Here is a 26,917-nt window from a genome sequence, read left to right as displayed (position 1 = left end):
CCGGGGGACGACAGGCGATGAAGGTGCAGGCGGTCGGCTCCTCACACGGGTGGACCCCCGAAGGTGATTTCTTCCGATCCAGCCATCCGACGTGCGGACTCTCCCTAGCCTGGGCGTGACATGGAACGCGCGGAGGGTGAGCGTGGAGGACGAAGAGGCCGCGGCCGTGCTCAAGGCGGTCGGGCGGCAGATCAAGCTGTGGCGCGAGGCGGCCGGGCTGCGGCAAGGGGAGTTGGGCGCGCGCATCGGGTACAGCGAGGAGATGGTCTCGTCCGTGGAACGCGGACGGCGAGCTCCCAAGCCCGAGTTCCTGGACGCGGCCGACGAAGCGGTCGGTGCGGGCGGGAAGTTGTCCGCGATGAGGGAGGACGTGGAGAAGGCCCGGTACCCGAAGAGTGTCCGGGACTTGAAGAAGCTGGAGGACGGGTCGGTCGAGCTGAGCGCCTACGCCGACCGCTACGTTCATGGCCTGTTGCAGACCCCAGAGTATGCGAGGGCTCTGTACAACATCCGGCGCCCGTCGTACACAGAGGAGGAGATCGACAACCTCGTCGGTGCTCGCCTGGCACGACAGGTGGTCTTCGAGCGGGTGCCGAGGCCGTCGATCACCTTCGTACAGGAAGAGGTGACCCTGCGGCGTCCCATCGGCGGCCGGGCGGTGCTGCGGAGGCAACTGGAACACCTTCTGGAGATGTCCGAGTTGAGGCACGTCGAGATCCAGGTGATGCCGACCGCCCGAGAGGACCATGCGGGTATCGGCGGGTCCTTCCGCCTGCTGATGCTCCAGGACGGCACAACGGTGGCCCACGAGGAAGGACAGACCTACAGTCGGCTGATCAGCGATCCCCAAGGAAGTCCGGCTTCTTGAGATCCGCTATGGGATCATCCGAGCGCAAGCTCTCCCGCCCCGGGAGTCGTTGGCGTTCATCGAGAAGGTACTGGGAGAAGAGACGTGAGCACCCACACTCTGACGTGGTTCAAGAGCAGCTACAGCAGCAACGAGGGCCCCGACTGCGTCGAGGTGGCCGTCGCCCCAGCCGCCGTCCACGTCCGCGACTCCAAGGACAAGGACCGCGCCCGGCTCACCGTCGGCGAGGCCACGTGGACGGAGTTCGTGGCGTTCGCAGTTCACTCCGCGTAACGCGCCTGGACCGCGTCCCGGGCCGAACTCCACTGCCGCCGGGCGGGGTGCCGGGCGGAGGCGGTCGGCTCCGGGGGCGGTGCGGAGTCCGTTGCCGTGGATGCGATGGCGTTCATCCTCGGGCGGTAGGTCCAAGGTTCTCGCGGAACGCGGCCGGTTCGCCGCTGCGGACGAAGCTCCCTCCACTGCGGCGCCCTTCCCCCCTCCCCCGAGCCCCCTCTCCATGATGGCGCAATGGCCACGCGCCAACCCGCCTTCCGCCGGGGGAGAATCCAGCCATGACCACCACCGACCCCACGCGGCGATCCAGACTCTCCAGTCACGCACTGGCCGCCGGTGTACTCACCGGGATACTCGCGCTGTACATCGCCCTCGTCGCGTTCGGCAACATCACGGACTTCGGGACGAACCAGCAGTTCGTGCGGCATGTGCTGGCGATGGACAGCACCTTCAAGGACCACGACCTGATGTGGCGGGCGATCACCAGCACCGCGCTCCAGGACACCGCCTACGTCCTGATCATCGCGTGGGAGACGGTGGCCGCGCTGGTCCTGATCTGGGGCACGTACCTGTGGGCGGCGCGCCGCGACGACGCGTTCGCGCGGCGCGTTTCCACCTATGGGCTGTTGATGCTCCTGCTGCTGTTCGGCGCCGGGTTCATCGCGATCGGCGGTGAGTGGTTCGCGATGTGGCAGGCGAAGGCGTGGAACGGCGAGGATTCCGCCACCCGTGTCTTCCTGCTCAGCGGGGTGGCGTTGATCGTGAATCACCTGCCGGGCAACGGCGGGGAATCCCCCACTACTTGACCACGACCACGTTCGTGCCCTGATCGCCGAAGGCCCACAGGGCGGCGCCGTCCTGCTTGCGCATGCGGATGCCGCCCAGCTTCTTGCCCTCCGCCGGGGGCGGCGAGGCGCCGTCCAGGGCGTTGGAGAAGGCTATGTTCACGCCCTGCGTCTTCGTGAAGTACATGACGTGTTCGATCTCCACGCCGTCCGAGCCCTTGAGGGACTGGGTGCGCAGCGTGATCGAGTAGCGGCCGGGCGCGGGGGGCACCGTCCCCGGCCACACCTCGAACGTCCTGGTCTCCTTGCCGGTCGCGTCGACCAGCCACAGCCGCTTCGCCCCGAGCGAGTACACGATCCTCCGGCCGTCCCCCGAGTCCGCCGGCAGCGCGGGCGGACCCGCCGGCGGCTTCGGCTTCGCCGACCCATGGGTGCTCGCCGACGCCGATGTGCTCGGCTTCACGCTCGCGGCCGTGGGATGCGGCCCGTGGTCCGCCTGCACGGCGAGGGCGACGACGGCCACGGTCGCCCCCACCGTCAGACCGGAGACCCAGGCCCAGGAGGGCAGTCGGGCAGCCACGGGTACGCATCTCCTCCGCTATGGGTCCCCCACAGGGTCCGGGGGTCGGATCATCGTACTCAGTCGTCCCCGCACCCCGTACCCGGTGCTCAGTCGAGCACCGGCAGCAGATCGGGCAGGTGGCCGTCGGAGGCCGCTGCCGCGTGCTGCCGCTCCCGCGGCACCTCGCCGTACAGGGTGGTACGGGGCTTCGCCGGGCGGCCGGCCGCCTCCGCGACGGCCACCAGGTCGCGGACGGACTTGTACGAGCCGTACGACGAGCCCGCCATCCGGGAGATCGTCTCCTCCATCAAGGTGCCGCCCAGGTCGTTCGCGCCGGAGCGGAGCATCTCCGCCGCGCCCTCGGTGCCGAGTTTGACCCAGCTCGTCTGGATGTTGGGGATCCAGGGGTGCAGGAGGAGCCGGGCCATGGCCGTCACCGCTCGGTTGTCGCGGGTGGTCGGGCCGGGGCGGGCGATGCCGGCGAGGTAGACCGGTGCGTTGGTGTGGATGAAGGGGAGGGTGACGAACTCGGTGAAGCCGCCGGTCTCCCGCTGGATGCCGGCCAGGGTCCGCAGGTGGCCCAGCCAGTGGCGGGGCTGGTCGACATGGCCGTACATCATCGTGGAGGAGGAGCGGATGCCCAGTTCGTGGGCCGTCCTCACGACCTCGATCCAGGTGGCCGCGGGCAGCTTGCCCTTGGTGAGGACCCAGCGGACCTCGTCGTCCAGGATCTCCGCCGCCGTGCCGGGGATGGTGTCGAGGCCCGCCTCCTTCGCGGCCGTCAGCCATTCGCGGACGGACATGCCGGTGCGGGTGGCGCCGTTCACGACCTCCATCGGGGAGAAGGCGTGCACATGCATGCCGGGGACGCGCTCCTTGACCGCCTTCGCGATGTCGAAGTACGCGGTGCCCGGCAGGTCGGGGTGGATGCCGCCCTGCATGCACACCTCGACCGCGCCGACGTCCCACGCCTGCTGGGCGCGGTCGGCGACCTGGGAGAGGGAGAGGGTGTAGGCGTCGGCGTCGGTACGGCGCTGGGCGAAGGCGCAGAAGCGGCAGCCGGTGTAGCAGACATTGGTGAAGTTGATGTTGCGGGTGACGATGTACGTCACGTCGTCGCCCACCACCGACCTGCGCACGTCGTCGGCGATCCGGCACAGCGCGTCCAGCGCCGGGCCGTCCGTGTGGAAGAGGGCGAGGGCCTCGGCGTCGGTCAGCCGGGTGGGATCGTCGGCGGCCGTGCGCAGGGCCTCGCGTACGTCGGTGTCGATGCGCTGCGGCGCCATCCCGGGGGCGGCCGCCTCGCGCAGGGCGTCCCAGTCGCCGTACACCTCGTCGTAGTCGTCACGGCGGTCGGCCGTACGGCCCTCGGTGTCGATGGTGCGGTGCAGATCGGTGCGGCCGGTGGGCGTGAAGGTGTCCTCGGGCTCCTGCCAGGGCAGGCCGGCCGGGAGCGCGTCGGGGCGGGCGAGGCCGGTCTCCGGGTCGGCGAGGGCGGTGACGTGCGGGCGCAGGCGGGGGTCCAGCCAGGGCTCGCCGCGGCGGACGAACTCCGGGTAGACGCAGAGGCGTTCGCGCAGTTCGAAGCCGGCCGCGCGGGAGCGTCCCGCCAGTTCCTCGATCTGGGGCCAGGGGCGTTCGGGGTTCACGTGGTCGATGGTCAGGGGCGACACACCGCCCCAGTCGTCGATGCCGGCGCCGATCAGCCGCTCGTACTCGCCCTCGACCAGGTTCGGCGGGGCCTGGAGGCAGGCGGTCGGCCCCATGATGTGCCGGGCGACGGCGACGGTGGCGACCAGCTCGTCCAGTTCGGCGTCCGGCATGCCGCGCATCGCGGTGTCCGGCTTGGCCCGGAAGTTCTGGATGATCAGTTCCTGGATGCCGTGGTAGGCGCGGGAGACCTTGCGCAGCGCGAAGAGGGACTCGGCGCGCTCCTCGTACGTCTCGCCGATGCCGATCAGCAGCCCCGAGGTGAACGGCACCGAGGAGCGGCCCGCGTCCTCGAGGACCCGCAGCCGTACGGCCGGTTCCTTGTCCGGGGAGCCGTGGTGCGGGCCGCCGGGCTCGGACCACAGGCGGGTGGCCGTGGTCTCCAGCATCATGCCCATGCTCGGCGCGACCGGCTTCAGGCGCTGGAAGTCGGTCCAGCTCATGACGCCCGGGTTGAGGTGGGGCAGCAGGCCGGTCTCCTCCAGGATGCGGACGGAGATGGCGCGGACGTAGGCGATGGTGTCGTCGTAACCGTGCGCGTCGAGCCATTCGCGGGCCTCGGGCCAGCGGTCCTCGGGCTTGTCGCCCAGGGTGATCAGGGCTTCCTTGCAGCCGAGCGCGGCGCCCTTGCGGGCGATGTCGAGGACCTCGTCCGGGGACATGAACATGCCGTGGCCGGCCCGGCGGAGCTTGCCGGGCACGGTGACGAAGGTGCAGTAGTGGCACTTGTCCCGGCACAGCCGGGTCAGCGGGACGAAGACGCTCTTCGAGTAGGTGATGACGCCGGGACGGCCCGCCTGTTCGAGGCCCGCGTCACGCACCCGGGCGGCGGAGGCGGCGAGGCCGGTCAGGTCCTCGCCGCGGGCCTGGAGCAGCACCGCGGCCTCGGAGACGTCGAGGGCGACGCCGTCACGGGCACGCTTGAGGGCGCGACGCATGGAGTTCTCGGTGGGGCGGCCGGGTCCGGGGGTCGCGGGAGTCGTCATGCCTCCACGATACGTAGGGGTTGATCAGTACGGACGGGGGACGAGGGACGGCCGCGCGACGGCGGTGGCCCGGTCTCCTTTTCTTCTGGGGGAGTTCACGTCCGGCCCGCACAATGAGGCCCATGTGTGACGACACGCACGATCACGCCCGGGGAATCGCCAGGCGCGCGCTGTTCGTGACCGGCGCCGCCGCTGCCCTGACATCGGGAACCGTGAACCTCGCCGCGGCGGACGGCCGGAGCCAGGAGACCCGGAAGGTGCGCGGCACCCTGCCGCCCGGCGCCCCCGACTTCGTGTACGTGCCGGTCGACGTCCCCTCGGGGGTGCGGGAGTTCAGGGTCTCCTACACCTACGACAGGCCCTCGGTCCCGGCCGGCACCCAGGGCGACGCGCTCGACATCGGCCTCTTCGACCAGCACGGCACCGAGCTGGGCGGCAAGGGCTTCCGCGGCTGGTCGGGCGGCGCCCGCACGGAGTTCTTCGTACGGGCCGACGACGCGACCCCGGGCTACGTGCCGGGGCCGGTGCGCGCGGGCACCTGGCACATCGCGCTGGGCCCCTACACGGTGGCGCCGCGAGGACTGGCGTACGAGCTGACGATCACTCTGACCTACGGCGAACCCGGCGAGACCCCCCGCCCGGTGTATCCGCCGCCCCGGGCCAGGGGCCGGGGCCGGGCCTGGTACCGGGGCGACTGCCATCTGCACTCCTGGTACTCCGACGGCCGCCGCACTCCCGCCGAGATCGCGGCCCTGGCACGGGCGGCGGGCCTGGACTTCATCAACTCCTCCGACCACGACACCCATGCGTCCCGCCCCCATTGGGCGGACGAGGCCGGCGACGACCTGCTGATCATGCTCGGTGTGGAGATCACCACCCGCAACGGGCACGTGGTGGCGCTCGGCACCGATCCCGGCACCTTCGTGGACTGGCGCTACCGTGCCCGCGACAACCGCTGGGCCCGCTTCGCCCACGACATCCGCCGCGCCGGGGGCCTGGTCGTCCCGGCCCACCCGCACGCCACCTGCGTCGGCTGCGGCTGGAAGTTCGGCTTCGCCGAGGCGGACGCCGTGGAGGTGTGGAACGGCCCCTACACCCCCGACGACGAGGTGACGCTCGCCGAGTGGGACAACCTCCTGGTGGCATCGGTGCGGCAGGGCCGCCCCTGGCTCCCGGCGATGGGCAACAGCGACGCCCACCGCGACCCGGACGCGGTCGGCCTCCCGCAGACCGTCGTCCTCGCCGACGAGCTGAGCCGGGAGGCGGTCCAGGAGGGCATCCGCGCGGGCCGCTGCTACGTGGCCGAGTCCAAGGACGTCACGGTCTCCCTCACCGCCACGGGCGGGCGGGGTCAGCGGGCGGGCATCGGGGAGCGGCTCGCCCTGCCCGCCGACGCCCCGGTGACCATCCGCCTGCGGAACGCCTCGCTCATCCTCGTCACGGCGCGGCCCGTGGCGGCCACCGCGCTGGAGGCCAGCACGCTGGTGTCGCCGACCGGCGCGCAGGCGAGCAGGGCGCTGTCGATCTGGTCCAGCAGTTCGTTCCTGCTCCCGGCCTTGGGGATGCCCGTGGCCAGGCCGGCCAGCCAGGAGCGGCGGCCGCCGGGTGTGTCGAGCGCCCCGAAGGGGTCCGGGAGGATTCCCGGGAATCCGGTCATCGGCCCGCCCTCAGTAGGCCGTCAGGGCCGACGGGCCACCGATGGTCACGCTCGCGACGCGTGTCGCCGCCGTATGGTCACCGCCGTGGTACGCCTGCTCGGCCAGCCGTACCTTGTCGGCCAGCTCGTGCAGTCCCGACTCCAGCGTGGCGGCCTCGTCCAGCCAGGCCGCGGCGAAGGCGTTGAACGCCGCGCTCGACTCGGGCCCGCCGAGGGCGTCCTGCGTGTAGCACAGGGCCGGCTGGACGGCCCGGTGTATGTGCCCGGCGTGCTCGCCCGCGTCGTCCAGCGCGCCCGCCTGCCCGGACATGCCGGACCTGACCGTGTAGCCGTCCGAAGACGTGCCCATCCCGCTCCCCCTTGCACGGACCCTGATCGCGGGGGAGGCTAAAACGTGGTGGAAGGGGGCCGGTCCGGGCACCACAGGCCCCGCACGCAGCCGACACACCATCACCGCCGCAGCCCAGCGGGGAGACAGGGGACCGAGGAAGATGCCGAGCCGCGCGGACCGCAAGCATCGCATCGTGACCGGTTTTCAGCGCCGGCTGAACCCGGTGCTGCGGCGGCTGCCGCTGCAGACCGTACTGGAGACCACCGGCCGGGTCTCCGGGGTGCCGCGGCGGACGCCGGTGGGCGGGCGGCGGGTCGGCAGGGCGTTCTGGCTGGTGTCCGAGTTCGGTCACAGGTCGCAGTACGTGCGCAACATCGAGGCCGACCCCAGGGTGCGGGTGCGGATCGCCGGGCGGTGGCACCACGGCACCGCCCACCTGCTGCCGGACGACGATCCGCGGGCCCGGCTGCGGGAGCTGCCCCGGCTCAACAGCACGGCGGTGCGGGCCCTCGGGACGGATCTGCTGACCATCCGGGTGGACCTGGCGGACTGACCGCCGGCCGGCCGGGTGGACCCGGCGGACCGGCGGCGGGAAGACTGCCCCGGTGAAGCTCACCACCGCGCCGTCCGCCGTCGAACCCGCCCGTGACTTCCCGGAGTTGCTGCCGCACGGCCGCCCCACCGTCCGGCTGCACCCGCGCCGCGGCACCCCGGGGCCGCACGACAGCCACATCGGCGGGCCCCTGCTGTGGCCGGCCGCCGAGGCGTGGCCGGAGTGCGCCGAGCACCGGGACATCAACGGCCGGGCGTACACACTGCCCCTGGTCGCGGTGGCCCAGTTGACGGCCGCGGACTTCCCCGAACTCCGCTTCCCCGAGGGCACGGACCTCGTCCAGCTGCTGTGGTGCCCGGAGTGGCACGAGCAGCCGCACCCGGCGGGCTGGGGCCAGGCCTGCCGCCTCCACTGGCGCCGGGCCGGCACGGTCGCCGACCCGCTCACCGAGCAGCCGGACCCCGAGGAGCACTGGGACCACGGGCCGGACATGATCCCGCGCGCCTGCGTCCTGCACCCGGAGCGGATCACCGACTACCCCAGCGACGAGGAGCTGCCGCCCGCTCTCGCCGGGCGCTTCCGTGCCTGGCTGGCGGAACGGGACCTGCCGGACGACCTCACCACCGTCCCCGGTCACAAGCTCGGCGGCTTCATGAACTGGTGCACCACGGACCGGCCGGACGCCCTGGAGTGCGGCACGTGCCGGGCGCCGCTGGAGCTGTTCCTCCAGTTCGACACCGCCGAGTGGTGGCCGGGCTCGTGGGGACCCGACGGCGAGCCGCACCGGTTCCGCCCGCTGGAGGACCGCGAGCGGGAGCCGGCGGACGGGACCGACGACCCGTCCCGCGAGCCGGTCGGCATGACCGTAGGCCGGGGCGGCCACGGGGGCCTCTTCGTCTGCGCCGCGGACCCCCGGCACCCGGCGTCCTTCTTCACCCAGTGAACGCACCGGAGCCGCTCACCCCGGCCAGACGATCGCCTGCACCTCGCTGTAGGCGTGCAGGGCGTACACGCCCACGTCGCGGCCCACTCCGCTCTGTCCGAAGCCGCCGAAGGGGGCCTCCATGTTGCGGGCGACGGTGTTGATGCCGACCCCGCCGGCGCGCAGGCGGCGGGCGACGCGGAAGGCGCGGGGGACGTCGGCGGACCAGACGTAGTCGACGAGCCCGTAGTCGCAGTCGCCGGCCAGGGCGACGCCCTCGTCCTCGTCGTCGAAGGGGATCACACAGACCACCGGGCCGAAGATCTCCTCCCGGGCCACCCGCATGTCGCTCGTGCAGTCCGCGAGGAGGGTCGGAGAGACGTAGAACCCCTTCTCCAGGGCGGGTCGCGCGCCCCCGGCCGCGACCACCGCGCCCTCCTTCCGGCCCAGTTCGACGTACGACTCCACGCGGGCCCGGTGCTCGGCGGAGATGAGCGGGCCGACGACCGTGGCCGGGTCGCGGGGATCGCCGATCGTCAAGCGGTCGGCGTAGGCGGCCAGTTGTTCCACCAGACGGTCGTAGACCGGGCGCTGCGCCAGGACCCGGGTGGGGGCGGTGCAGATCTGGCCGCTGTAGAAGGAGAAGGTGGTGCCGATGCCCGCGACGGCGGAGGAGAGGTCGGCGTCGGCGAACACCAGCGCGGCGCCCTTGCCGCCCAGTTCCATCAGCTGCCGCTTCATGTGCCGGCCGCACACCTCGGCGATGCGCCGGCCTACGGCGGTGGAGCCGGTGAAGCTGACCATGTCGACGTCGGGCGAGGCCACCGCCGCCTCGCCGACCGCGGTGGCACGGCCGGAGACGACGTTCAGCACACCGCGCGGCACCCCGGCCTCCTCCAGCGCCTCGGCCATCCGGTAGACGCAGAGGGGGTCCTGCGGGGCGGGTTTGACCACGACCGTGTTGCCCATGGCGAGGGCGGGGGCGATCTTGCCCGCGGAGTTGGCCCAGGGGTTGTTGTAGGAGGTGACGCAGGTGACGACGCCCACCGGCTGCCGTACCGCCAGCGCGCTCACGACGGCCGCCCCGCCCATCGGCCCGGCCTCGTTGACCTGCGGCGGGACGGGCCACTCGGCGGGCTCCTCCCGGGCGTAGCGGCGGAAGCGGGCGGCGGCCACGCCGACCTGGAGGGCGCGGGCGGTGGCCGTGGTGGCCCCCGTCTCGGCGCGGGCCAGGTCGGCGTAGGGCACCAGGCGCGCCCGGATGATCTCCGCCGCGCGGCCGAGCAGCGCCGCCCGTTCCCCGGGGCGGGTCCGCGACCAGGACCCGAACGCCTCGCGGGCCGCCGCGCAGGCCGCCCGGACCTGCTCGGGCGAGGCCTCGGGGGCGAGGCCGACGGTCTCCTCGGTGGCGGGGTCGGTGACCGGGTAGTGGCCCAGGTCCGGCTCGGCCCACTCCCCTCCTATGAAGAGCCTCTCGTTCACCGGGTGCCCACCGTCCGCGTGTCCCGCCCCGAACGCAGCACCCTGCCCGGCACGGCCCCGCTCACCACGTCGTCCCGGATCGCCTCCACCCCGCCGACCCATACGGCCCGCACCCCGATCGCCCGCGAGTCCAGCCGGGGGCTGTCCCCCGGCAGGTCGTGCACCAGACGGGCCGGCCCCGCGTCGATCCGCTCCGGGTCCAGGAGGACGAGGTCGGCGTGCCAGCCCCGCTGGATCTGCCCGCGTTCGCGGAGCCCGAACAGCCGCGCCGGGTCGTCGGTCAGCATCTTCACGGCCTGCTCCAGCCCCACCAGCTTGCGCCCGCGCAGGCAGTCCCCGAGGAAGCGGGTGGTGTACGGCGCCCCGCACATCCGGTCCAGGTGGGCGCCCGCGTCGGAGCCGCCGAGCAGTACGTCCTCGTGCCGCCAGGTCTCGGCGCGCAGGGCCCAGGACGCGGGGTCGTTGTCGGTGGGCATCGGCCATAGAACCGTGCGCAGCCGGTCGTCGGCGCAGATCTCCACCAGGCACTGGAAGGGATCCTGCCCGCGCTCCCGCGCGATGTCCCGTACGACCCGGCCGCCGAGGCCCCGGTTGGCCTCGCTGTAGGTGTCGCCGATGACGTAGCGCCCGAAGTCCGCCAGCCGGCGGAAGACGCCCGCCTCCTCGGAGCGGGCCCGGCGCAGCAGTTCGGCCCGGACGCCGGGGTCCCGCAGCCGCTCGATGCGGGCGGGGACGGGCAGGCCGAGGACCTCGCCCCAGCCGGGGATGAGGTTGAGGGCGCAGAAGGTGCCGAGGGACATGTTCATCGGGGTGAGGATCGGCATGGTGAGGGCGACGATCCGGCCGCCCGCCTTCCGGGCCCGTTCGCTCGCGCCGAGCTGCCGGGGCACGCGTTCCGGCACGGCCGCGTCGATGGTGAGGACGTTCCAGTTCAGGGGGCGTCCGGCGGCCGCGCTCATCTCGGTCAGCAGGTCGATCTCGGCGTCGCTGAACCGGTCCAGGCAGCCGGCGACGATCGCCTCGATCTGTGTGCCCTCGTGCTCCCCGACGGCCCGGGACAGCGCGAGCAGCTCCGCGGGCCGCGCGTGCCGGGAGGCGACGGGCCGGCCGTCCCCGTCGGAGTGCGTACGGGACTGCGTGGTCGACAGCCCCCAGGCGCCGGCGTCCATGGCCTCGCGCAGCAGCCGCACCATCGCCGCCAGTTGCTCCTCGTCCGGCTGCCCGCCGACGGCCCCGGGTCCCATGACGTACCGGCGCAGCGCGCAATGCCCGACCATGAAGCCGACGTTGACCGCCGTCCGCCCCTCCAGGGCATCGAGGTACTCCCCGAAGGAGTGCCAGCTCCAGGGCGCCCCCCGCTCCAGCGCGACCAGGGACATGCCCTCCACCCTGGACATCATCCGCCGGGTGTAGTCGGCGTCCTCGGGGCGGCCGGGGTGCAGCGGCGCGAGCGTGAACCCGCAGTTCCCGGCGGCCACGGTCGTCACCCCGTGGTTGAGGGAGGGCGTGGCGTACGGGTCCCAGAACAGCTGGGCGTCGTAATGGGTGTGCGGATCGACGAAGCCGGGCGCGAGGACGAGCCCTCGGGCGTCCTCGGCGGTGCGGGCCTCGGCGTCGATCCGGCCGATGGCGGCGACACGGCCGTCGCGGACGCCGACATCGGCGACGTAGGCGGGGTGGCCGGTGCCGTCGACGACGGTGGCGCCCTTGATGACGTGGTCGAGCATGCCCCGCCCCCTCAGACCGCCTGCCGGAACCGCGAGGTCCGGTGCACCGGATCCGTGTCGATCTCCGGGATCACGTGCTCCCCGATCAGCCTGATCGTCTGGAGCGTCTCCTCCTTCGGCACCCCCACCGGCAGCCCGAAGCTGAGCTGGTCCGCGCCCGCCCGCTCCCACCGCTCGCACTGCCGCAGCACCTCCGCGGGGTCGCCGCAGATCAGCAGCTCCTCCTCGATCAGCAGCTCCACGAACTCCGGGGTGTACGGGGGCAGGGTCTGCGGCCACACGGGGAAGCCCTCGGGCCGCGGGAAGGTGTCGTGGTAGCGGAAGACCAGCGAGGGCAGGTAGTGCAGCCCCCCGTTCACCGCGATCTCGATCGCCTCCGCGTGGGTCGGCGCGCAGATCGCCGTCGTCGTCACCATCACGTTGTCGTTGACGAACTCCCCCACCGGCTCGGCGTCCACGACCGCCGTCTTGTACTGCTCCAGCACCCATTCCATGTCGGCGACCTTCTGGATGCTGAAGCCGAGCACGCCGAGCCCCTTCCTGGCGGCCATGGCGTACGAGGGCGGCGAACCGGCCGCGTACCACATCGCCGGGTGCGACTTCCCGTACGGCTTCGGCAGGACCTTGCGCGGCGGGAGCTGCCAGTGCTTGCCCTGGAAGCCCTCGTACTCGTCCTGGAGCCACATCTTCGGGAACTCGGCGATGGTCTCCTCCCAGATCTCCTTGGTGTGGTTCATGTCGGTGATGCCGGGCAGGAAGCCGAGGATCTCGTGACTGCCGGCGCCCCGCCCGCTGCCGAACTCGAAGCGGCCTTCGCTGAGGTGGTCGAGCATGGCGACCTTCTCGGCGACCTTCACCGGGTGGTTGACCGGTGCGAGCGGGTTGAAGATCCCGGAGCCGAGGTGGATGCGGTCGGTGGCGTGCGCCAGGTAGCCCAGGAACACGTCGTTGGCGGACAGGTGGGAGTACTCCTCCAGGAAGTGGTGCTCGGAGGCCCACGCGTACTTGAAGCCGGACCGGTCCGCCTGGATGACGTACTCGGTCTCCTCCATCAGCGCCTTGTGCTCGGCGAGCGGGTCGGTCTCGGCGCGCTTGCCCACGTATCCCTGTACAAAGAGCCCGAATTCCAAGGCGGTTCACCGTCCCAGAGAGGAAGGGAGTCTGAGCTGACACATCGTCAGATCGAGGCCGACTGTCGCACCGGGCGTCGTGACCGTCAATACCTGACGAGTCATCAGGCTCTCCTCATGCGATACCCACGCCCGAGAGCCAGCCCCCGTCGATCACGAAGGGCTGCCCGGTGATGTAGGAGGAGTCCGCACAGCTGAGGAAGAGCGCGAGGCGGGCCACCTCCTCGGGCCGGCCCACCCGGCCGAGCGGCACCAGCTTGCGGTACAGCTCGTCCAGCGCCCGGTTCAGCTCCTCCGGGTCGGCGCCCGGGTCCAGGCGGGCCGGGTTGGACATGGGGGTGTCGATGGCGCCCGGACAGATGGCGTTGACCCGTATCCGGCGGGGGGCCAGCTCCAGCGCGGCCACCCGGGTCAGGCCGAGGATGGCGTGCTTGGTCGCCGCGTACGTGCCCACGGCCGCCATGCCGGTCAGCGCCGTGTAGGAGGCGGTGTTGACGATCGTGCCGCCCTCCGTCAGCTCCGGCGCCACCGTCTTGACGCCCAGGAAGCAGCCGACCTGATTGACCCGCACGACCTGCATGAACTCTTCCAGCGGGGTGTCCACGAGGGCGTTGAAGCGCAGGATGCCCGCGTTGTTGACCAGAGCGTCGATCCGCCCGTACGCCTCCTTGGCCGCCGCGACGGCCGCCCGCCAGCCCTCCTCGGAGCCCACGTCCAGGTGGACGTAGCGCGCCCCGATCTCCTCGGCCAGCGCCTCCCCCTGGTCGTCCAGCACATCCGTGACGACCACCCGCGCGCCCTCCGCCCGGAAGAGCCGCGCCTCCTGCTCGCCCTGCCCGCGCGCCGCGCCGGTGACGACGACGACCCGCCCGTCCAGTTTGCCCATGACACTCCCTGTCAGTCGGTGAGCAGCGGCGCGACGCTCTCCCCGAACGCGCCGATCTGGTCGATCAGTTCGGCCCGGCTCCGGCTGCGGAACCGCACCTGTATCTGGTCCACGCCCATCGCCGGGTAGGCCCGCAGCGACCCGGCGATCTCCTCGGGCGCCCCGGTGAGGGTGCGCGGCCCGACGTCCCAGTCCGGCTCCCCCACGTACAGTGCCTCGGTGATCGCGCCGACGGTGAAGTCCCCGTCCAGGGCGGCCTCCTCGCGCAGTCGGCGGATGCGGGCGATCCGTCCGGGCAGTCGCCCGCGCGGGTCCCCCTGCGGCAGCCAGCCGTCCGCCTTCAGCGCGGCCCGGCGCACGGCGGCGGGGGACGAGCCGCCGACCCAGAGCGGGACGTGCCGCCGCGCCGGACGGGGACGCTGGCCGAGTCCGGCGAAGTCGTAGCGCTCACCGTGGTGTTCGGGGTACTCCTCGGGCCCGAGCGCGGCCCGCAGCGCGTCGATCGTCTCGTCCAGGAGCGCGCCGCGCCGCTCGAACTCGGCACCCACGGCCTCGAACTCCTCCCGGACGTGTCCGGCGCCCACCCCGAGGACCAGCCGGCCGCCGGAGAGGTGGTCGAGGGTGGCGTACTGCTTGGCGGTGACAAGGGGGTGGCGCAGACCCACCACGGCGACATGGCTGAGCAGTCGGACGCGTTCGGTGACGGCGGCGAGGTGGGCGAGGGTGGCGACCGGGTCGTACCAGACCGTGCCCATGGCCGGGGCCAGCCGGCGCGGGATCGCCACATGGTCGCAGCAGGCCAGATAGCCGAAGCCGGCGCGGTCGGCGGCGCGGGCGACCGCCACCAGGTCGGCGGGCCCGGCCCCGGCCTCCCACGCCTCGGCGAAGAGGCCGCTCTGCGACTGCACCGGCAGCTGGATGCCGTGGGTGAGGCTCACGCGGGCCCCGGCCACAGGCCGTCCGGGGTCAGCCCCAGCAGTTCGATCGCGTTGCCCCGCACGATCCGTTCCACCACGTCCGCCGGGAGGTGCCCCATCTGCGCCTCGCCGACCTCGCGGGACTTGGGCCAGGTGGAGTCGGAGTGCGGGTAGTCGGTCTCGTACAGGACGTTGCCGAGGCCGATGGAGCCGAGGTTGCGCAGGCCGAAGGCGTCGTCGAAGAAGCAGCCGTGGACGTGCTCGGCGAACAGCTCCGACGGCGGGCGGGTGACCTTGTCGGCGACCCCGCCCCAGCCGCGGTTCTCCTCCCACACCACGTCGGCGCGTTCCAGGATGTACGGGATCCAGCCGATCTGGCCCTCGGCGTACATGACCCGGAGGTTCGGGAAGCGTTCGAACTTGCCGCTCAGCAGCCAGTCGACCATGGAGAAGCAGCAGTTGGCGAAGGTGATGACGGAGCCGACGGCGGGCGGGGCGTCGGCGGAGGTGGACGGCATCCGGCTGCTGGAGCCGATGTGCATGGCCACGACCGTGCCGGTCTCGTCGCAGGCGGCGAGGAAGGGGTCCCAGGCGTCGGTGTGCACGGAGGGCAGGCCGAGGTGCGGGGGGATCTCGGAGAAGGCGACGGCCCGCACCCCGCGCGCCGCGTTGCGCCGTACCTCGGCGGCGGCCAGCTCCGGGTCCCACAAGGGGATGAGGGCCAGCGGTATCAGCCGGCCGCGCGCGTCGGGCCCGCACCACTCCTCCACCGTCCAGTCGTTGTAGGCGCGCACGCAGAGCAGGGCCAGCTCGCGGTCGCGGGCCTCGGTGAAGGTCTGGCCGCAGAAGCGGGGGAAGGTCGGGAAACACAGCGCGGACTGCACGTGGTTGAGGTCCATGTCGGCGAGCCGGGCGGGTACGTCGTACGAACCCGGACGCATCTGCTCGTAGGTGATGACCTCCAGCCTGACCTCGTCGCGGTCGACGCCCACGGCGGTGTCGAGGCGGGTGAGGGGCCGGCGCAGGTCCTCGTAGACCCACCAGTCGCCGAGCGGGCCCTCGTCGCCCGGCTCACCCATGACCGGCCGGAAGCGGCCACCGAGGAACGTCATCTCCTTGAGCGGGGCGCGCACGATACGGGGGGCCGTGTCCCGGTAGCGGGCCGGCAGCCGGTCCTGCCAGACGCCGGCCGGTTCCACGGTGTGGTCGTCCACGGAGATGATCAGCGGAAACGTGCTCGCGTGGGTGTCCATGGCGCCCACGGTAGCGCTGATCTGACGGAGCGTCAGCTACGTGGGGGCGCCCGATGTGTGCGCAGAGCGTGTGAGGGGTTTGTGGACTGCCGTCCGGCGGTCTGTGATCGGCGTCTCGCACGGCTGACGCAACCACCCGGAACAAGGCAAACTGACGGGGTTGTCTGTGATGCCTAGGGGGCGAACGCATGGACGGTCGGCCGCGAGTGCCTGAGCAGCGGCGTCCCGGCTCCGCGAGAAGCGCGGAACCGGGGGCGCTGCGGTTCGGCGTGCTCGGTCCGGTGCGGGCCTGGCGCGGCGAGGAGGCCCTGAACACGGGCTCCCCCCAGCAGCGGGCCCTGCTGGCCGCCCTGCTGCTGCGCGAGGGCCGTACGGCCACGGCGGCGGAGCTGATCGACGCGCTGTGGGGACCCGAGCCGCCGTCGCAGGCGCTCGCGGCCGTGCGCACGTACGCGTCCCGGCTGCGCAAGGTCCTGGACTCCGGTGTGCTGGTGAGCGAGTCCGGCGGGTACGCGGTGCGCGGGCTCGGCGAGGGCGCGCTGGACCTCGTACGGGCGCAGGACCTGGGCGCGGAGGCGGAGAAGGCGCGCGGCACCGGGGATCTGACCCGGGCCCGCGCGCTGCTCGGCGAGGCGCTGGACCTGTGGGACGGCGAACCGCTCGCCGGGGTACCCGGGCCCTACGCGGAGACGCAGCGGGTGCGCCTGGAGGAGTGGCGGCTCGGCCTGCTGGAGTCCCGGCTCGACATGGACCTGGAGCAGGGCTGCCACGCGGAGGCGGTGTCGGAGCTGACGGCGCTCACCGCGGCGCACCCCCTGCGGGAGCGGCTGCGCGAGCTTTTGATGCTGGCCCTCTACCGCAGCGGGCGGCAGGCGGAGGCGCTGGCCGTGTACGCCGACACGCGCCGCCTGCTCGCCGAGGAACTGGGCGTCGACCCGCGCCCCGGGCTGCGCGAGCTCCAGCAGCGCATCCTCCGGGCCGACCCGGCCCTCGCGGAGCCCTCCGCGCCGGTCGCGGAGCCGCCCGCGGCGCCGGTGCGGCCGGCCCAGCTGCCCGCGTCCGTACCGGACTTCACGGGTCGTTCCGCCTTCGTGGACGAGCTCAGCGCGGTGCTGGCGTCGGCCACGGAGACGGAGGGCAGCGTGATGGCGGTCTCCGCGATGGCGGGCATCGGGGGCGTCGGCAAGACGACGCTCGCGGTGCATGTCGCGCACCGGGCCCGGACCTCCTTCCCGGACGGCCAGCTCTACGTCGACCTGCAGGGCGCCGGCTCCCGCCCCGCCGAACCGGAGACGGTCCTCGGCTCCTTCCTGCGCGCCCTCGGCACGGCGGACTCGGCGATCCCGGACTCCCTGGAGGAACGTGCGGCGCTGTACCGCTCCGTCCTCGACGGCCGCCGGGTCCTCGTCCTGCTGGACAACGCGAAGGACGCGGCGCAGGTACGGCCGCTGCTGCCCGGCACGGAGGGGTGCGCGGCGCTGGTCACGTCCCGGATGCGGATGGTGGGGCTCGCCGGGGCACATCTGGTGGACCTGGACGTGATGTCCCCCGACGAGGCGCTGGCGCTGTTCACCCGGATCGTCGGGGCGGAGCGGGTGACCCCCGAGCGGGACGCCGCGCTCGACGTCGTCGCCGCGTGTGGCTTCCTGCCCCTCGCCATCCGCATCGCCGCCTCCCGCCTCGCGGCACGCCGCACCTGGACGGTCTCGGTGCTCGCCGCGAAGCTCGCGGACGAGCGGCGCCGGCTGGACGAGCTGCAGGCCGGCGACCTCGCGGTGAAGGCGACCTTCGAACTCGGCTACGGCCAGCTCGACCGCGACCAGGCCCGCGCCTTCCGCCTCCTCGGCCTCGCCGACGGCCCCGACATCTCCCTGGCCGCCGCGGCCGCGGTCCTCGACCTCCCCCCGGAGTCCACGGAGGACCTCCTCGAGTCCCTGGTCGACGCCTCCCTGCTGGAGTCCGCCGCCCCCGGCCGCTACCGCTTCCACGACCTGGTGCGCCTCTACGCCCGCGCCTGCGCGGAACGGGACGAACAGCCGCCGAGCGAGAGGGGGGCGGCGCTGTCGAGACTGCTGGACTTCTATCTGGCGACGGCGGCGGGGGTGTACGCGATCGAGCGGCCCGGGGACCGGTTGGTGGATCACCTGGAGCCGACCCGCGTCCCCGGGCTGGTCTTCCCCGACCGGCGCACCGCACAGGACTGGCTGTACTCCGAGGCGGTACCGCTCCTGGCCTGCGTGAGACAGTCGTCGAACGGCACCACGCTGCGCCGCGCGGTCGACCTGCTCTGGGCGGCGGTCGATCTCGCGGAGTCGGGCGCGAACTTCAAGGAGTACGAGGCCGCCGGTGCCGCCCTGCGCGACGCCGCCCATGCCGCCCGCGACGGCCGGGCCGAGGGCCGGGCCGTCCTCGTCCTGGCCAACGCACGCCACTGGTCGGGACAGTTCACCCTGGCCGACGAGGAGGCCAGGCAGGCGCTCGCCCTCTCGGAGGCGGCCGACGACCCGCTCCCCTGCTGCTGGGCGGCGAACATCCTCGGCGCGTTCTGCTTCTACCAGAGTCGTTACGCCGAGGGCGAGGAGTACCTGGAGCGGGCCATCAGGGAGTTCCGCGCCTGCGGTGACCTCTCCGGCGCCGCCGCGGCGCTGTGCAACCTCTCCCGGCTGCACCTGCAGACCGAACGGGCCGACAGCGCGGTGCATCTCGCCCGGCAGGGCACCGACACGTACGAGGAGCTCGGACATTCCCTCAAGGCCGCCAACGGCCACTACGCCCTCGGGCTGGCCCTGGGCAGGAGCGGCCGGCTGGAGGACGCCGCCGCGCATCTCGGTCAGGCCCTGCCGGTCTTCCGGGTCAGCCGGCAGCGGCTGTGGGAGGGGATGACCCTCTTCCGGCTCGCCGAGGTGGACCTGCTCGCCCAGCGCCCCGCCCAGGCCGCCGCCCACGCCGAGCTGGCCCTCAGCCAGCTCAGGGACATCGGTGGCGAATGGCGCCGCGGCAATGTGCTGACCGTGCTCGGCAAGGCCCTGACCGGGATCGGCCACACCGGCAGGGCCCAGGTCTGCTGGCGCGACGCACTGGAGATCTACGAGCGGCTGGACTCGCCGGAGGCGGCGGAAGTACACCTCCTGCTGGCGCCGGCCGCGGCGGCCTGACGCGCGGTCCGTTTCCGCGTTCATCGTTCGTTTATCGCCCTCGGGCATTCTCCTGGGTATCGGGCCGTCGCGTCGGGGGGCGGACGGACCGTCGGTGAGGCCGCCAGGCTCGCGATCTAGAGTGGCGGCTCCAGCGGCCCATCCGGTCGGACTCGGGGGAGTGACCGGATGGGCCCGCCCAGCTGCAACACGATTTCCAAGGGGAGCACCTGATGAGCGACACCACCAAGGGCGAGGCGACCGTCAAGCCGTTCAACACCCACATCACGGACGCCGAGGCGGGCACGGCGGTGCAGCCCCTCAACACCCACATCACGGACGCCGAGGCGGGCACGGCGGTGCAGCCCCTCAACACCCACATCACGGACGCCGAGGCCGGTGCGACGGTGGAGCCGCTCAACACCCACATCACGTCCGACCCCAGCTAGACCATCTCCCGAACGGGGATCGGCCGCGGCGGCGCGGAGGGGGAGCCGTCGCGGCCGAGGTGTGTCCGGGGGCGCCGGGGTGCGGCGCGCGGCGCCGGCCGCCGGATCACCGCCCGGACGGGTCGTCCGGGGCGCGCCCCCGCAGATCCTCCTTCAGCACCTTCCCGCCCGCGTTCCTCGGCAGCTCCGCGACGAACTCGACCTCCCTGGGCACCTTGTAGTTCGCCATCTCGTGGCGGGACCAGGTGATCAGGGCGGTGGCGGTGAGGCGGGAGCCGGGGCGGCGGACGACGTAGGCCTTGGGGACCTCGCCGAGGCGGGGGTGGGGGACGCCCACCACGGCGGCGTCGGCCACCTCCGGGTGGGTGGAGAGCAGCCGCTCTATCTCGGCGGGGTAGGCGTTGAAGCCGCCGACGGTGAACATGTCCTTCAGGCGGTCCGTCACCCGCAGGTTGCCCGCCGTGTCCAGCACCCCGATGTCGCCCGTGCGCAGCCAGCCCTCCGGTGTGATCGCCTCCGCCGTGGCCGGCCCGTCCGCGTCGTAGCCGCGCATGACGTTGAAGCCGCGCACCCATATCTCGCCCGGTGATCCGGCGGGGACCGGCGTGCCGGCCGCGGACACCACCCGCACCTCCACCCCGGGGATCGCCCGTCCCGACGTCGCCGCGACCACCGCCGGGTCGTCGCCGCGCCTGCACATCGTGACCATCCCGGTCGCCTCCGAGAGGCCGTAGGCGGTGAGGACCGTACCGACGCCCAGTTCCGTGCGCAGGCGTTCCACCAGGCGGGGCGGGATCACCGCCGCGCCGGTCACCACCAGCCGCAGGGCGGAGAGGTCGTGGGCGGCGCGGGCGGGGTGGTCCAGGAGGGACTGGTGGAGGGTCGGGGGTCCGGGGAGGACGGAGACGCGTTCCGCCGTCATGCGGGCCAGCGTCGTGTCCACGTCGGACACCGGCTGCGGGATCATCGTCGCCCCGCGCATCAGACACGCGAGCACCCCGGCCTTGTAACCGAAGGTGTGGGAGAAGGGGTTGATGATCAGGTAGCGGTCCGCGGCCCGCAGCCCCGCCAGATCCGCCCAGGTCTCGTACGCCCGCAGCGTCTGGCCGTGAGTGACCACCACGCCCTTGGGCCGGCCCGTCGTCCCCGAGGTGAAGACGACGTCCGACACCGAGTCGCCGCGCAGAGCGGATGAGCGGCGGGCGACTCCGGCCGCTCCGACCTCCCGTCCCGACGCCGAGAACTCCCGCCACGTGCGAAACTCCGGCGGCGCCTCCCCGGACAGCACCACCACCTCCCGCAACGACGGGACAGCCGGCAGCGGACCCGGTCCGGCGGGGGAAGCCGCCGCGCCGCGCAGCGCCGCCACGTACGACGTGCCGAGGAACGGCCCCGTCACGAACAGCAGCCGCGCCCCGCTCGCGCGCAGCACGTCCACCGCCTCGCCGCCCTTGAGACGGGTGTTCAGCGGCACCAGGACCCCGCCCGCCGACACCGCGCCCAGCGCCGCGACGATCCAGTCGAGGGAGTTGGGGGCCCACACGGCCACCCGGTCACCGGTCACCACCCCGCTCGCCAGGCAGGCGGCCGCCGCGCGTTCGACGCGCGCGCCCAACTCGGCGTAGGTGATCCGGGTACGGCCCTCCACCACGGCCTCGTGGTCCGCGTACCGTACGGCCGACCATCGCACCAGGGCAGGGATGGTGTGCCACTCGCCCATGACCGGCCTCCCCGACCGCGCGGATCCATAGCTGACTATCCGTCAGATTAGCGGTAACCTGACGGGCTGTCAGCCACGGGAAGGGGGCCGCAGCCATGGCAGGGACGGGGTTCAAGGACGCCACGGCCATCGTCGGGATCGGGCAGACCGCGTTCGCCAGGCGCCTTCCGGAGGACGAGAGGACGCTGGCCTGCCGGGCCGTGCTCGCCGCGCTGGACGACGCCGGCATCGCGCCCGGCGAGGTCGACGCCGTGGCCTCCTACACGATGGAGGAGACGGACGAGGTGGAGCTGGCGAAGGCGGTGGGGTTCGGAGATCTCACCTGCTTCGCGAAGGTGGGTTACGGGGGCGGCGGTTCGTGCGCCACCGTCGCGCTCCTCGCCGCCGCCATCGCCGCCGGGCAGGCCACCGTGGGCGTCGCCTGGCGCTCCCGAAAGCGCGGCAGCGGGCCCCGGCCGTGGTCCGGCGGCACCGGCCAACTGCCCACCCCCGCACAGTGGACCCGGCCCTTCGGGCTGCTGCGGCCCGTGGACGAGACGGCCATGCTGGCGCGGCGGTACATGCACGAGTACGGCGCCACCCGCGACCACCTCTTCAACGTCGCCCTCGCCTGCCGCAACCGGGCCAACCAGAACCCGGCCGCCGTGATGTACGACCGCCCGCTCACCCGCGAGATGTACATGACGTCCCGCTGGATCAGCGAACCCCTCTGCCTCTTCGACAACTGCCTGGAGACGGACGGGGCGCTGGCGTGTGTCGTCGTCGGGCGGGAGCGGGCCCGGGACTGCCGCCGCAAGCCCGTGTACGTCCACGCCGCGGCCCAGGGCCTCCCCGCCCAGCACCACGGCATGGTCAACTACTGGAGCGACGATCCGCTCACCGGCCCGGCCTGGACCGCCGCCCGGCATCTGTGGAAGCACGCCGACCTCACCCCGGACGACGTGGACGTGGCGCAGATCTACGACGGGTTCACCGTCCTCGTCCCGCTCTCCCTGGAGGGTTACGGCTTCTGCGGGCGAGGAGAGGGCGGCGCCTTCACCGAGCAGGGAGCCCTGGAGACCGGTGGACGGCTGCCCCTCAACACCGGGGGCGGCGGGCTCTCCGAGGGATATGTGCACGGCTTCAACCTCATCACCGAAGGGGTGAAGCAACTGCGCGGCACCAGCACCGCGCAGGTTCCCGGCGCCGCCACCTGCCTGGTCACCGCGGGGGAGAGCGTCCCCACCTCCGCGCTGCTGCTGAGGAGTTGATCCCCGATGCTGAAGCCGGTCACCGACGCCGACGGCGCGCCCTTCTGGGAGTACGCGGCCCGCGGGGAACTGCGCGTACAGACCTGCGGGGAGTGCGGCGAGCCCCGCTTCCCGCCCCGGCCCTGCTGCCCGCACTGCCGGTCCTTCGCGAGCGAGTGGCGGCCGCTGTCGGGGCGCGGACGGGTGTGGTCGTACGTCGTCGCGCACCCGCCGCTGCTGCCCGCCTACGCGGAACAGGCGCCGTACAACGTGGTCGTGGTGGAGCCGGCCGACGCCCCGCGCATCCGGCTGGTCGGCAATCTGGTCACCGGGGCGGGCGCGCCGCTCGGCTCCCTCGATCCCGCGCGCATCCGGATCGGCGCCCGGGTGCGGGCGGTCTTCCACGAGGGGCTGCCGCAGTGGGTGCTCGCGTGAGCACCGTGCGCCTGGCGGCCGACGAGGACACCGGGGTCGCCGTCGTCACCCTGGACCGCCCCGAGCGGCTCAACGCCGTCGACGCGGAGATGGTCCGGGAACTGCGCCGGACCTGGCGGCGGCTGAGGTTCGACGACTCCGTACGGGCCGTCGTGCTCACCGGGGCCGGGGAGCGGGCGTTCTGCACCGGGATCGACCGGGACACCGTGGTGCCGCAGCCGTCGTCGCCGTACGCGCAGGACGATCCGCTGCTGGGCGTCGGGCCGAAGGCGAACGGGCTGTGGAAGCCGGTCGTCGCGGCGGTGCGCGGGATGGCGTGCGGCGGGGCCTTCTATCTGCTGGGCGAGTGCGAGTTCGTGGTCGCGGACCGCACAGCGGAGTTCTTCGATCCGCACACGACGTACGGCATGGTCAGCGCCTACGAGTCGGTGCTCATGGCCGAGCGGATGCCCTACGGGGAGGCGGCCCGGATGATGCTCATGGGGACGGCCGAGCGGATCTCCGCCGAGCGGGCCCATGCGATCGGGCTGGTGTCCGAACTCACGGCGGACGGCGACCCGCTGGCGGCCGCCGTGCGCCGGGCCGAGGTGGTCGCCGGGTATCCGCCGGCGGGGGTGCAGGGGACCGTGCGGGCCCTGTGGGCGGCGCGCGAGGCCACCCGCGCGCAGGCGTTCGCCCAGGCCCCGCACCTCATCGCCCTCGGCAATCTCCCGCCCGCCCGGCAGGCGGAGCTGTTCGCGGCGCGGCGGCGGGAGTTCCGGGTGCGGTGAGCGGGGCCGTCAGTCCTCGGCGGCGGCCCGCGGCTCGGCCGCGCAGTGGTCCGGCAGGTCCGTGGAGTACCCGGCGTCGTACGCGACCCGGGCCCGCACCGTGCCGTTCGCCGGCACGGTGACGTCCCCCCGGCCGAGGTCGAGCTGCGTGCCGTCCCGGTCCTGGAAGGAGACCTCGACGCCGAAGGTGGTCCGGCGGTCGTTCGGGTTCGTCAACTCGACGGTCGCGTAGGGCTTTCCCGCGCTCGCGCAGCCGATCAGCCTCACCCGGCCGTCCTCGGGCGCGCTGCCGCCGCCGGAGGAGGACGCGGAGGGAGTGGCGCCGTGCGTGGGGCGGTGGCGGTACGTGCCGCGGGTGCCGCCCGTGGTGCCCGCCCCGCTCGTGCCGTCGCCGGTGCCGTCGTACGAACCGCCCCCCGAGGTGGAGGACGAGGAGGACGAGGCGTCGTGGTCCTGACGGGAACTGCTGCACCCGCCACCCCCGCCGCCGTGGCCGTGACCGTGGCCGTGACCGCCGTGTCCCCCTCGGGAGAAGCCCGTGAGACCGAGGACCACGAAGGCCAGTACGGCCGTGAACCTGAGCGCGCGCGTCCGTGTAGGCATGGGCATGACGACCACCCTATCCAGCACCGTTCACCACATGGCGGGGCACGGGCACGCCGGGTAGCGTCGGCCCTGGGACGGCCGCCGTCCGGAGCCCTTTCCGTGAACCGGTGCGACGGCCGTCACGCCTCGCGCGTCAGGCCGTACGAGCCGTGCCCGTGCCCTTCTCCGCGTCCAGCGCGTACACACAGCGGTCCTTGCTGCACGCGTACACCACTCCGTCCCTGACCACCGGGGAGCCGGTGATCTCACCGCCGGTGGCCAGCTTCCAGCGGAGCCGGCCGTCGTCGGCCTTGAGGGTGTAGAGCAGGTGGTCGGTGGAGCCGAAGTGGATCCGTCCCTCCGCGACCGCCGGTGCGCCCACCACGTCCCCGCCCGCCTGGAAGCGCCACTTGGGGGTGCCGGTGACCGCGTCCAGGGTGTACAGGCCCTTGCCGCTGCCGACATGGACGTGCCCGGCGGCCACCAGGACCGGCTCGACGGAGGAACGGGCCTCGGTGGCGATGCGCCAGCGGTCGCGGCCGTCGGCGGCGTCGAGGGCGTAGACCGTGCCGAGGTAGTCGACGAGGTAGACACCGCCGCCGGTGACGGCGGGGCCGGGGGCGAAGGCGGGCGGGCTGAGGAAGACCGCCGGGGCCTCGAAGTGCCAGCGCACCATGCCGCTGGCCGCCTCGACGGTGAGGACGCGGCTGCCTGCGGAGACGTACACGTAGCCGTCGGGGGCCGGGGTGAGCCGCACCGGGACGCCGCCGCAGGAGGCCGCGTCGCCGATCGGGTACGCCCAGCGCTCGTCCCCGGTGCGGGCGTCCAGCGCGCGCAGCCGGGCGTCCTGCCAGACGTACACCGTGCCCTCGTGGAGGAGCGGGCCCGCCTCTGGGGTCTCGAAGTCGGTCTGGCAGCCGCCGATCTCCCACAGGCGCTGTCCGTTCGCCGCCTCCCACGCCTGGACGCCGCCGCCCCGGGTGCCGGTGACGACGGTGCCGCGGTCGGCCTTGAGGGAGTACACCCAGGCGTCCGTGGACAGCCGCCACAGATCGTTGCCCTCGCGGGCGTCCAGGGCGAACAGGGTGGGACCGTCGGAGGCGTGCACCCGTCCGTCCGCGACGGCCATGGACCAGGCCACGTCCCGGGTCTTGAAACGGCGCCGGCCGGTGCCCACGTCGAGGGCGTGCACCTCGAAGGAGGTCACGTAGACGAGGTCGCCGTCGACCGAGGGGGTGCCCCAGACGTCGTTCGACATGCGGAAGCGCCAGGGACGCCAGCCGCTCGCCTGCTCCGGGGGGCCGGGCGGGGCGGCGGGTACGGCGGGGTCGGCGCCGGCCACTCCGGGGCGCGGGCGGGACCAGTTGGTGACGAGTCCGGCCTCCGGCGGGGGCGCCTTGACGGCGGCGGCGCGGGCGTCGGCGACGCGCGGGCCGGGGCCGATCGGGACCGGGGCGCCGGCGAGCCGGACGGGGCCGGTGTCGGGGGCGGCGGCCGGGGCCGCGAAGGAGGCCGACGGGCCCGGCGGGTCGTACGCCGGGGGCGGCGGGACCGCCGGACCGGCGGTGGGGCGCGGGTCGGGGCCGGTCGCCACCGGGACGGGCCTGGGGGCCGGCCGGCCGCCGCGGCGGGACTCGATCAGGGCGACGGCCTTCTCGGGCAGCCAGGCGGAGGCGGTGCCGCTGTCGTCGGACCCGGAACCGAAGAGATGCGGCGCGAGCTGGGCCTGGAGATCGGCGGGCGACGGACGGCCGGGGGCCTCCATCTGCATGCAGACCTCGATGAGGGGGCGCAGCTCGTCCGGCAGACCGCTGAGGTCGGGGCCCTCGCGCAGCAGCATGAACACGGTCTCGACCGGGTTGGCGCCGTGGAAGGGCGGGTGTCCGGTGGCCGCGAAGACGAGCATGGAGCCGAGCGAGAAGACATCACTGGCGCCGGTGACGCTGCGGGAGTCCTTGGCCTGCTCGGGGGACATGTAGGCGGGGGTGCCGACGGCGACGTTCGTCATGGTCAGACGGGTGTTCGAGACACCGGACGCGATACCGAAGTCGATCACCCGGGGACCGTCCTCGACCACGAGCACGTTGGACGGCTTGAGGTCGCGGTGGACCAGGCCCGCGCCGTGGATGGACTGCAGGGCCTCGGCGACACCCGCGGCGAGCCAGCGCACGGCCTGCGCCGGCAGCGGCCCGCACTCGTTCACTATCTCCTCGAGGGAGGGCGCGGGGACGTAGGCGGTGGCCAGCCACGGCACGGCGGCGCGCGGGTCGGCGTCGACCACGGCGGCCGTGTAGAAGCCGGAGACCGCGCGGGCCGCCTCCACCTCACGGGTGAAGCGGACGCGGAAGAGCTGGTCCTCGGCCAGTTCCGTGCGCACCGTCTTGATCGCCACACGCCGGCCGGACGCCGAGCGCGCGAGATAGACCAGCCCCATGCCGCCGGCACCCAGCCGGCCCAGCACCTCGAACGGCCCGATCCGCCGCGGATCGTGCTGCGTCAGCTGATCCACTTGCCTGCCACCTCCCCGTACTGGCCGCGCCAGCCCTTTTTACG

At 73.2% G+C, this 26,917-nt stretch carries 21 protein-coding genes and 1 pseudogene; 11 read left to right on the top strand and 11 right to left on the bottom strand.

What is annotated here, in order from left to right; genetic code table 11:
• The first annotated feature begins 142 nt into the window (after positions 1-142).
• The 3 genes and pseudogenes from VT52_RS28035 (at position 143) to VT52_RS28025 (ending at position 1,947) form a co-directional block, all read left to right on the top strand.
• Positions 143-956 (top strand): annotated as a pseudogene (locus VT52_RS28035) (helix-turn-helix domain-containing protein).
• Complete coding sequence (locus VT52_RS28030; RefSeq protein WP_046426366.1) at positions 953-1,141, top strand: DUF397 domain-containing protein; 189 nt, start codon at positions 953-955, stop codon at positions 1,139-1,141. Before VT52_RS28035 ends, VT52_RS28030 begins: the two are co-directional and overlap by 4 nt.
• Positions 1,142-1,419: 278 nt before the next feature.
• Positions 1,420-1,947: a DUF2165 domain-containing protein gene (locus VT52_RS28025; RefSeq protein ID WP_046426369.1), complete on the top strand. Its 528-nt coding sequence runs from the start codon at positions 1,420-1,422 to the stop codon at positions 1,945-1,947.
• On the opposite strand, the gene VT52_RS28020 is transcribed toward VT52_RS28025, so the two are convergent.
• Both VT52_RS28020 and VT52_RS28015 read right to left on the bottom strand, forming a co-directional pair.
• Complete coding sequence (locus VT52_RS28020; RefSeq protein WP_046426371.1) at positions 1,940-2,506, bottom strand: hypothetical protein; 567 nt, start codon at positions 2,504-2,506, stop codon at positions 1,940-1,942. The genes VT52_RS28025 and VT52_RS28020 overlap by 8 nt on opposite strands.
• An 89-nt stretch (positions 2,507-2,595) precedes the next feature.
• On the bottom strand, positions 2,596-5,184 hold the full coding sequence (locus VT52_RS28015; RefSeq protein WP_046426373.1) for a bifunctional FO biosynthesis protein CofGH: 2,589 nt from the start codon (positions 5,182-5,184) through the stop codon (positions 2,596-2,598).
• 122 nt (positions 5,185-5,306) lie between these two features.
• Here VT52_RS28015 and VT52_RS28010 point away from each other — a divergent pair, with 122 nt between their 5' ends.
• The 3 genes from VT52_RS28010 (at position 5,307) to VT52_RS28000 (ending at position 8,668) form a co-directional block, all read left to right on the top strand.
• Positions 5,307-7,232, top strand: coding sequence for a CehA/McbA family metallohydrolase (locus VT52_RS28010; RefSeq protein ID WP_420856314.1), 1,926 nt, complete (start codon positions 5,307-5,309; stop codon positions 7,230-7,232).
• 100 nt (positions 7,233-7,332) lie between these two features.
• Positions 7,333-7,725, top strand: coding sequence for a nitroreductase/quinone reductase family protein (locus VT52_RS28005; protein WP_046426376.1), 393 nt, complete (start codon positions 7,333-7,335; stop codon positions 7,723-7,725).
• A gap of 52 nt (positions 7,726-7,777) precedes the next feature.
• Positions 7,778-8,668 (top strand): YwqG family protein, encoded by an 891-nt coding sequence (locus VT52_RS28000; protein WP_053055676.1) that lies wholly within the window; start codon positions 7,778-7,780, stop codon positions 8,666-8,668.
• Positions 8,669-8,683: 15 nt separating this feature from the next.
• On the opposite strand, the gene VT52_RS27995 is transcribed toward VT52_RS28000, so the two are convergent.
• The 6 genes from VT52_RS27995 to VT52_RS27970 all read right to left on the bottom strand — a co-directional run bounded on the left by VT52_RS27995 (position 8,684) and on the right by VT52_RS27970 (position 16,042).
• The gene (locus tag VT52_RS27995; protein ID WP_046426378.1) at positions 8,684-10,129 is read right to left on the bottom strand and encodes an aldehyde dehydrogenase family protein; all 1,446 of its coding nucleotides are present in this window, start codon (positions 10,127-10,129) and stop codon (positions 8,684-8,686) included.
• Positions 10,126-11,856 (bottom strand): N-acyl-D-amino-acid deacylase family protein, encoded by a 1,731-nt coding sequence (locus tag VT52_RS27990; RefSeq protein WP_046426379.1) that lies wholly within the window; start codon positions 11,854-11,856, stop codon positions 10,126-10,128. Before VT52_RS27990 ends, VT52_RS27995 begins: the two co-directional genes overlap by 4 nt.
• 11 nt (positions 11,857-11,867) lie before the next feature.
• Complete coding sequence (locus tag VT52_RS27985) at positions 11,868-12,986, bottom strand: LLM class flavin-dependent oxidoreductase (protein ID WP_079175320.1); 1,119 nt, start codon at positions 12,984-12,986, stop codon at positions 11,868-11,870.
• A 115-nt stretch (positions 12,987-13,101) separates the two neighbouring features.
• Positions 13,102-13,872: an SDR family NAD(P)-dependent oxidoreductase gene (locus VT52_RS27980; RefSeq protein ID WP_046426383.1), complete on the bottom strand. Its 771-nt coding sequence runs from the start codon at positions 13,870-13,872 to the stop codon at positions 13,102-13,104.
• 11 nt (positions 13,873-13,883) lie between these two features.
• Complete coding sequence (locus tag VT52_RS27975; RefSeq protein ID WP_046426386.1) at positions 13,884-14,825, bottom strand: TIGR03619 family F420-dependent LLM class oxidoreductase; 942 nt, start codon at positions 14,823-14,825, stop codon at positions 13,884-13,886.
• Entirely contained in the window at positions 14,807-16,042 is a 1,236-nt protein-coding gene (locus VT52_RS27970; RefSeq protein WP_046426388.1) for an amidohydrolase family protein, read from the bottom strand. Before VT52_RS27970 ends, VT52_RS27975 begins: the two co-directional genes overlap by 19 nt.
• Before the next feature lie 188 nt (positions 16,043-16,230).
• Between VT52_RS27970 and afsR the strand changes: the two genes are divergently transcribed.
• The gene (gene afsR / locus VT52_RS27965; RefSeq protein ID WP_046426390.1) at positions 16,231-19,197 is read left to right on the top strand and encodes an SARP-family global regulator AfsR; all 2,967 of its coding nucleotides are present in this window, start codon (positions 16,231-16,233) and stop codon (positions 19,195-19,197) included.
• 212 nt (positions 19,198-19,409) lie between these two features.
• Positions 19,410-19,625, top strand: coding sequence for a hypothetical protein (locus VT52_RS27960; protein WP_046426392.1), 216 nt, complete (start codon positions 19,410-19,412; stop codon positions 19,623-19,625).
• Between the two features lie 106 nt (positions 19,626-19,731).
• On the opposite strand, the gene VT52_RS27955 is transcribed toward VT52_RS27960, so the two are convergent.
• Positions 19,732-21,345, bottom strand: a complete 1,614-nt coding sequence (locus VT52_RS27955; protein ID WP_046426395.1) for a FadD3 family acyl-CoA ligase — start codon at positions 21,343-21,345, stop codon at positions 19,732-19,734.
• A gap of 95 nt (positions 21,346-21,440) precedes the next feature.
• Here VT52_RS27955 and VT52_RS27950 point away from each other — a divergent pair, with 95 nt between their 5' ends.
• Genes VT52_RS27950 through VT52_RS27940 form a run of 3 tightly spaced genes read left to right on the top strand, consistent with a single transcriptional unit; the run spans position 21,441 to position 23,779 of the window.
• A complete protein-coding gene (locus VT52_RS27950) occupies positions 21,441-22,595 on the top strand; it encodes a lipid-transfer protein (RefSeq protein ID WP_046426397.1) in 1,155 nt (384 codons plus the stop codon).
• Between the two features lie 6 nt (positions 22,596-22,601).
• Positions 22,602-23,009, top strand: a complete 408-nt coding sequence (locus VT52_RS27945) for a Zn-ribbon domain-containing OB-fold protein (RefSeq protein WP_046426399.1) — start codon at positions 22,602-22,604, stop codon at positions 23,007-23,009.
• Positions 23,006-23,779 (top strand): enoyl-CoA hydratase/isomerase family protein, encoded by a 774-nt coding sequence (locus tag VT52_RS27940; RefSeq protein ID WP_240509902.1) that lies wholly within the window; start codon positions 23,006-23,008, stop codon positions 23,777-23,779. Before VT52_RS27945 ends, VT52_RS27940 begins: the two co-directional genes overlap by 4 nt.
• A 9-nt stretch (positions 23,780-23,788) precedes the next feature.
• Here VT52_RS27940 and VT52_RS27935 read toward each other — a convergent pair whose 3' ends face one another.
• Positions 23,789-24,388 (bottom strand): hypothetical protein, encoded by a 600-nt coding sequence (locus VT52_RS27935; RefSeq protein WP_240509901.1) that lies wholly within the window; start codon positions 24,386-24,388, stop codon positions 23,789-23,791.
• 130 nt (positions 24,389-24,518) lie between these two features.
• Positions 24,519-26,873 (bottom strand): protein serine/threonine kinase AfsK, encoded by a 2,355-nt coding sequence (afsK, locus tag VT52_RS27930; protein ID WP_071387691.1) that lies wholly within the window; start codon positions 26,871-26,873, stop codon positions 24,519-24,521.
• Positions 26,874-26,917 lie beyond the last annotated feature (44 nt).

Source organism: Streptomyces malaysiense, assembly GCF_000980885.2.
Lineage (GTDB): Bacteria > Actinomycetota > Actinomycetes > Streptomycetales > Streptomycetaceae > Streptomyces > Streptomyces malaysiense.
Note: the sequence above shows the minus strand (reverse complement) of the source record. Positions and strands in the feature narration are given on the sequence as shown.

What these genes read in the sequence shown, in the direction of transcription:
- VT52_RS28025 (WP_046426369.1), top strand. Translation starts at nt 1,420, where the DNA reads ATGACCACCACCGACCCCACGCGGCGATCCAGACTCTCCAGTCACGCA.
- VT52_RS28015 (WP_046426373.1), bottom strand. Translation starts at nt 5,184, where the DNA reads ATGACGACTCCCGCGACCCCCGGACCCGGCCGCCCCACCGAGAACTCC.
- VT52_RS28010 (WP_420856314.1), top strand. Translation starts at nt 5,307, where the DNA reads ATGTGTGACGACACGCACGATCACGCCCGGGGAATCGCCAGGCGCGCG.
- VT52_RS28005 (WP_046426376.1), top strand. Translation starts at nt 7,333, where the DNA reads ATGCCGAGCCGCGCGGACCGCAAGCATCGCATCGTGACCGGTTTTCAG.
- VT52_RS27990 (WP_046426379.1), bottom strand. Translation starts at nt 11,856, where the DNA reads ATGCTCGACCACGTCATCAAGGGCGCCACCGTCGTCGACGGCACCGGC.
- VT52_RS27980 (WP_046426383.1), bottom strand. Translation starts at nt 13,872, where the DNA reads ATGGGCAAACTGGACGGGCGGGTCGTCGTCGTCACCGGCGCGGCGCGC.
- VT52_RS27970 (WP_046426388.1), bottom strand. Translation starts at nt 16,042, where the DNA reads ATGGACACCCACGCGAGCACGTTTCCGCTGATCATCTCCGTGGACGAC.
- afsR (WP_046426390.1), top strand. Translation starts at nt 16,231, where the DNA reads ATGGACGGTCGGCCGCGAGTGCCTGAGCAGCGGCGTCCCGGCTCCGCG.
- VT52_RS27960 (WP_046426392.1), top strand. Translation starts at nt 19,410, where the DNA reads ATGAGCGACACCACCAAGGGCGAGGCGACCGTCAAGCCGTTCAACACC.
- VT52_RS27955 (WP_046426395.1), bottom strand. Translation starts at nt 21,345, where the DNA reads ATGGGCGAGTGGCACACCATCCCTGCCCTGGTGCGATGGTCGGCCGTA.
- VT52_RS27950 (WP_046426397.1), top strand. Translation starts at nt 21,441, where the DNA reads ATGGCAGGGACGGGGTTCAAGGACGCCACGGCCATCGTCGGGATCGGG.
- VT52_RS27945 (WP_046426399.1), top strand. Translation starts at nt 22,602, where the DNA reads ATGCTGAAGCCGGTCACCGACGCCGACGGCGCGCCCTTCTGGGAGTAC.
- VT52_RS27935 (WP_240509901.1), bottom strand. Translation starts at nt 24,388, where the DNA reads ATGCCCATGCCTACACGGACGCGCGCGCTCAGGTTCACGGCCGTACTG.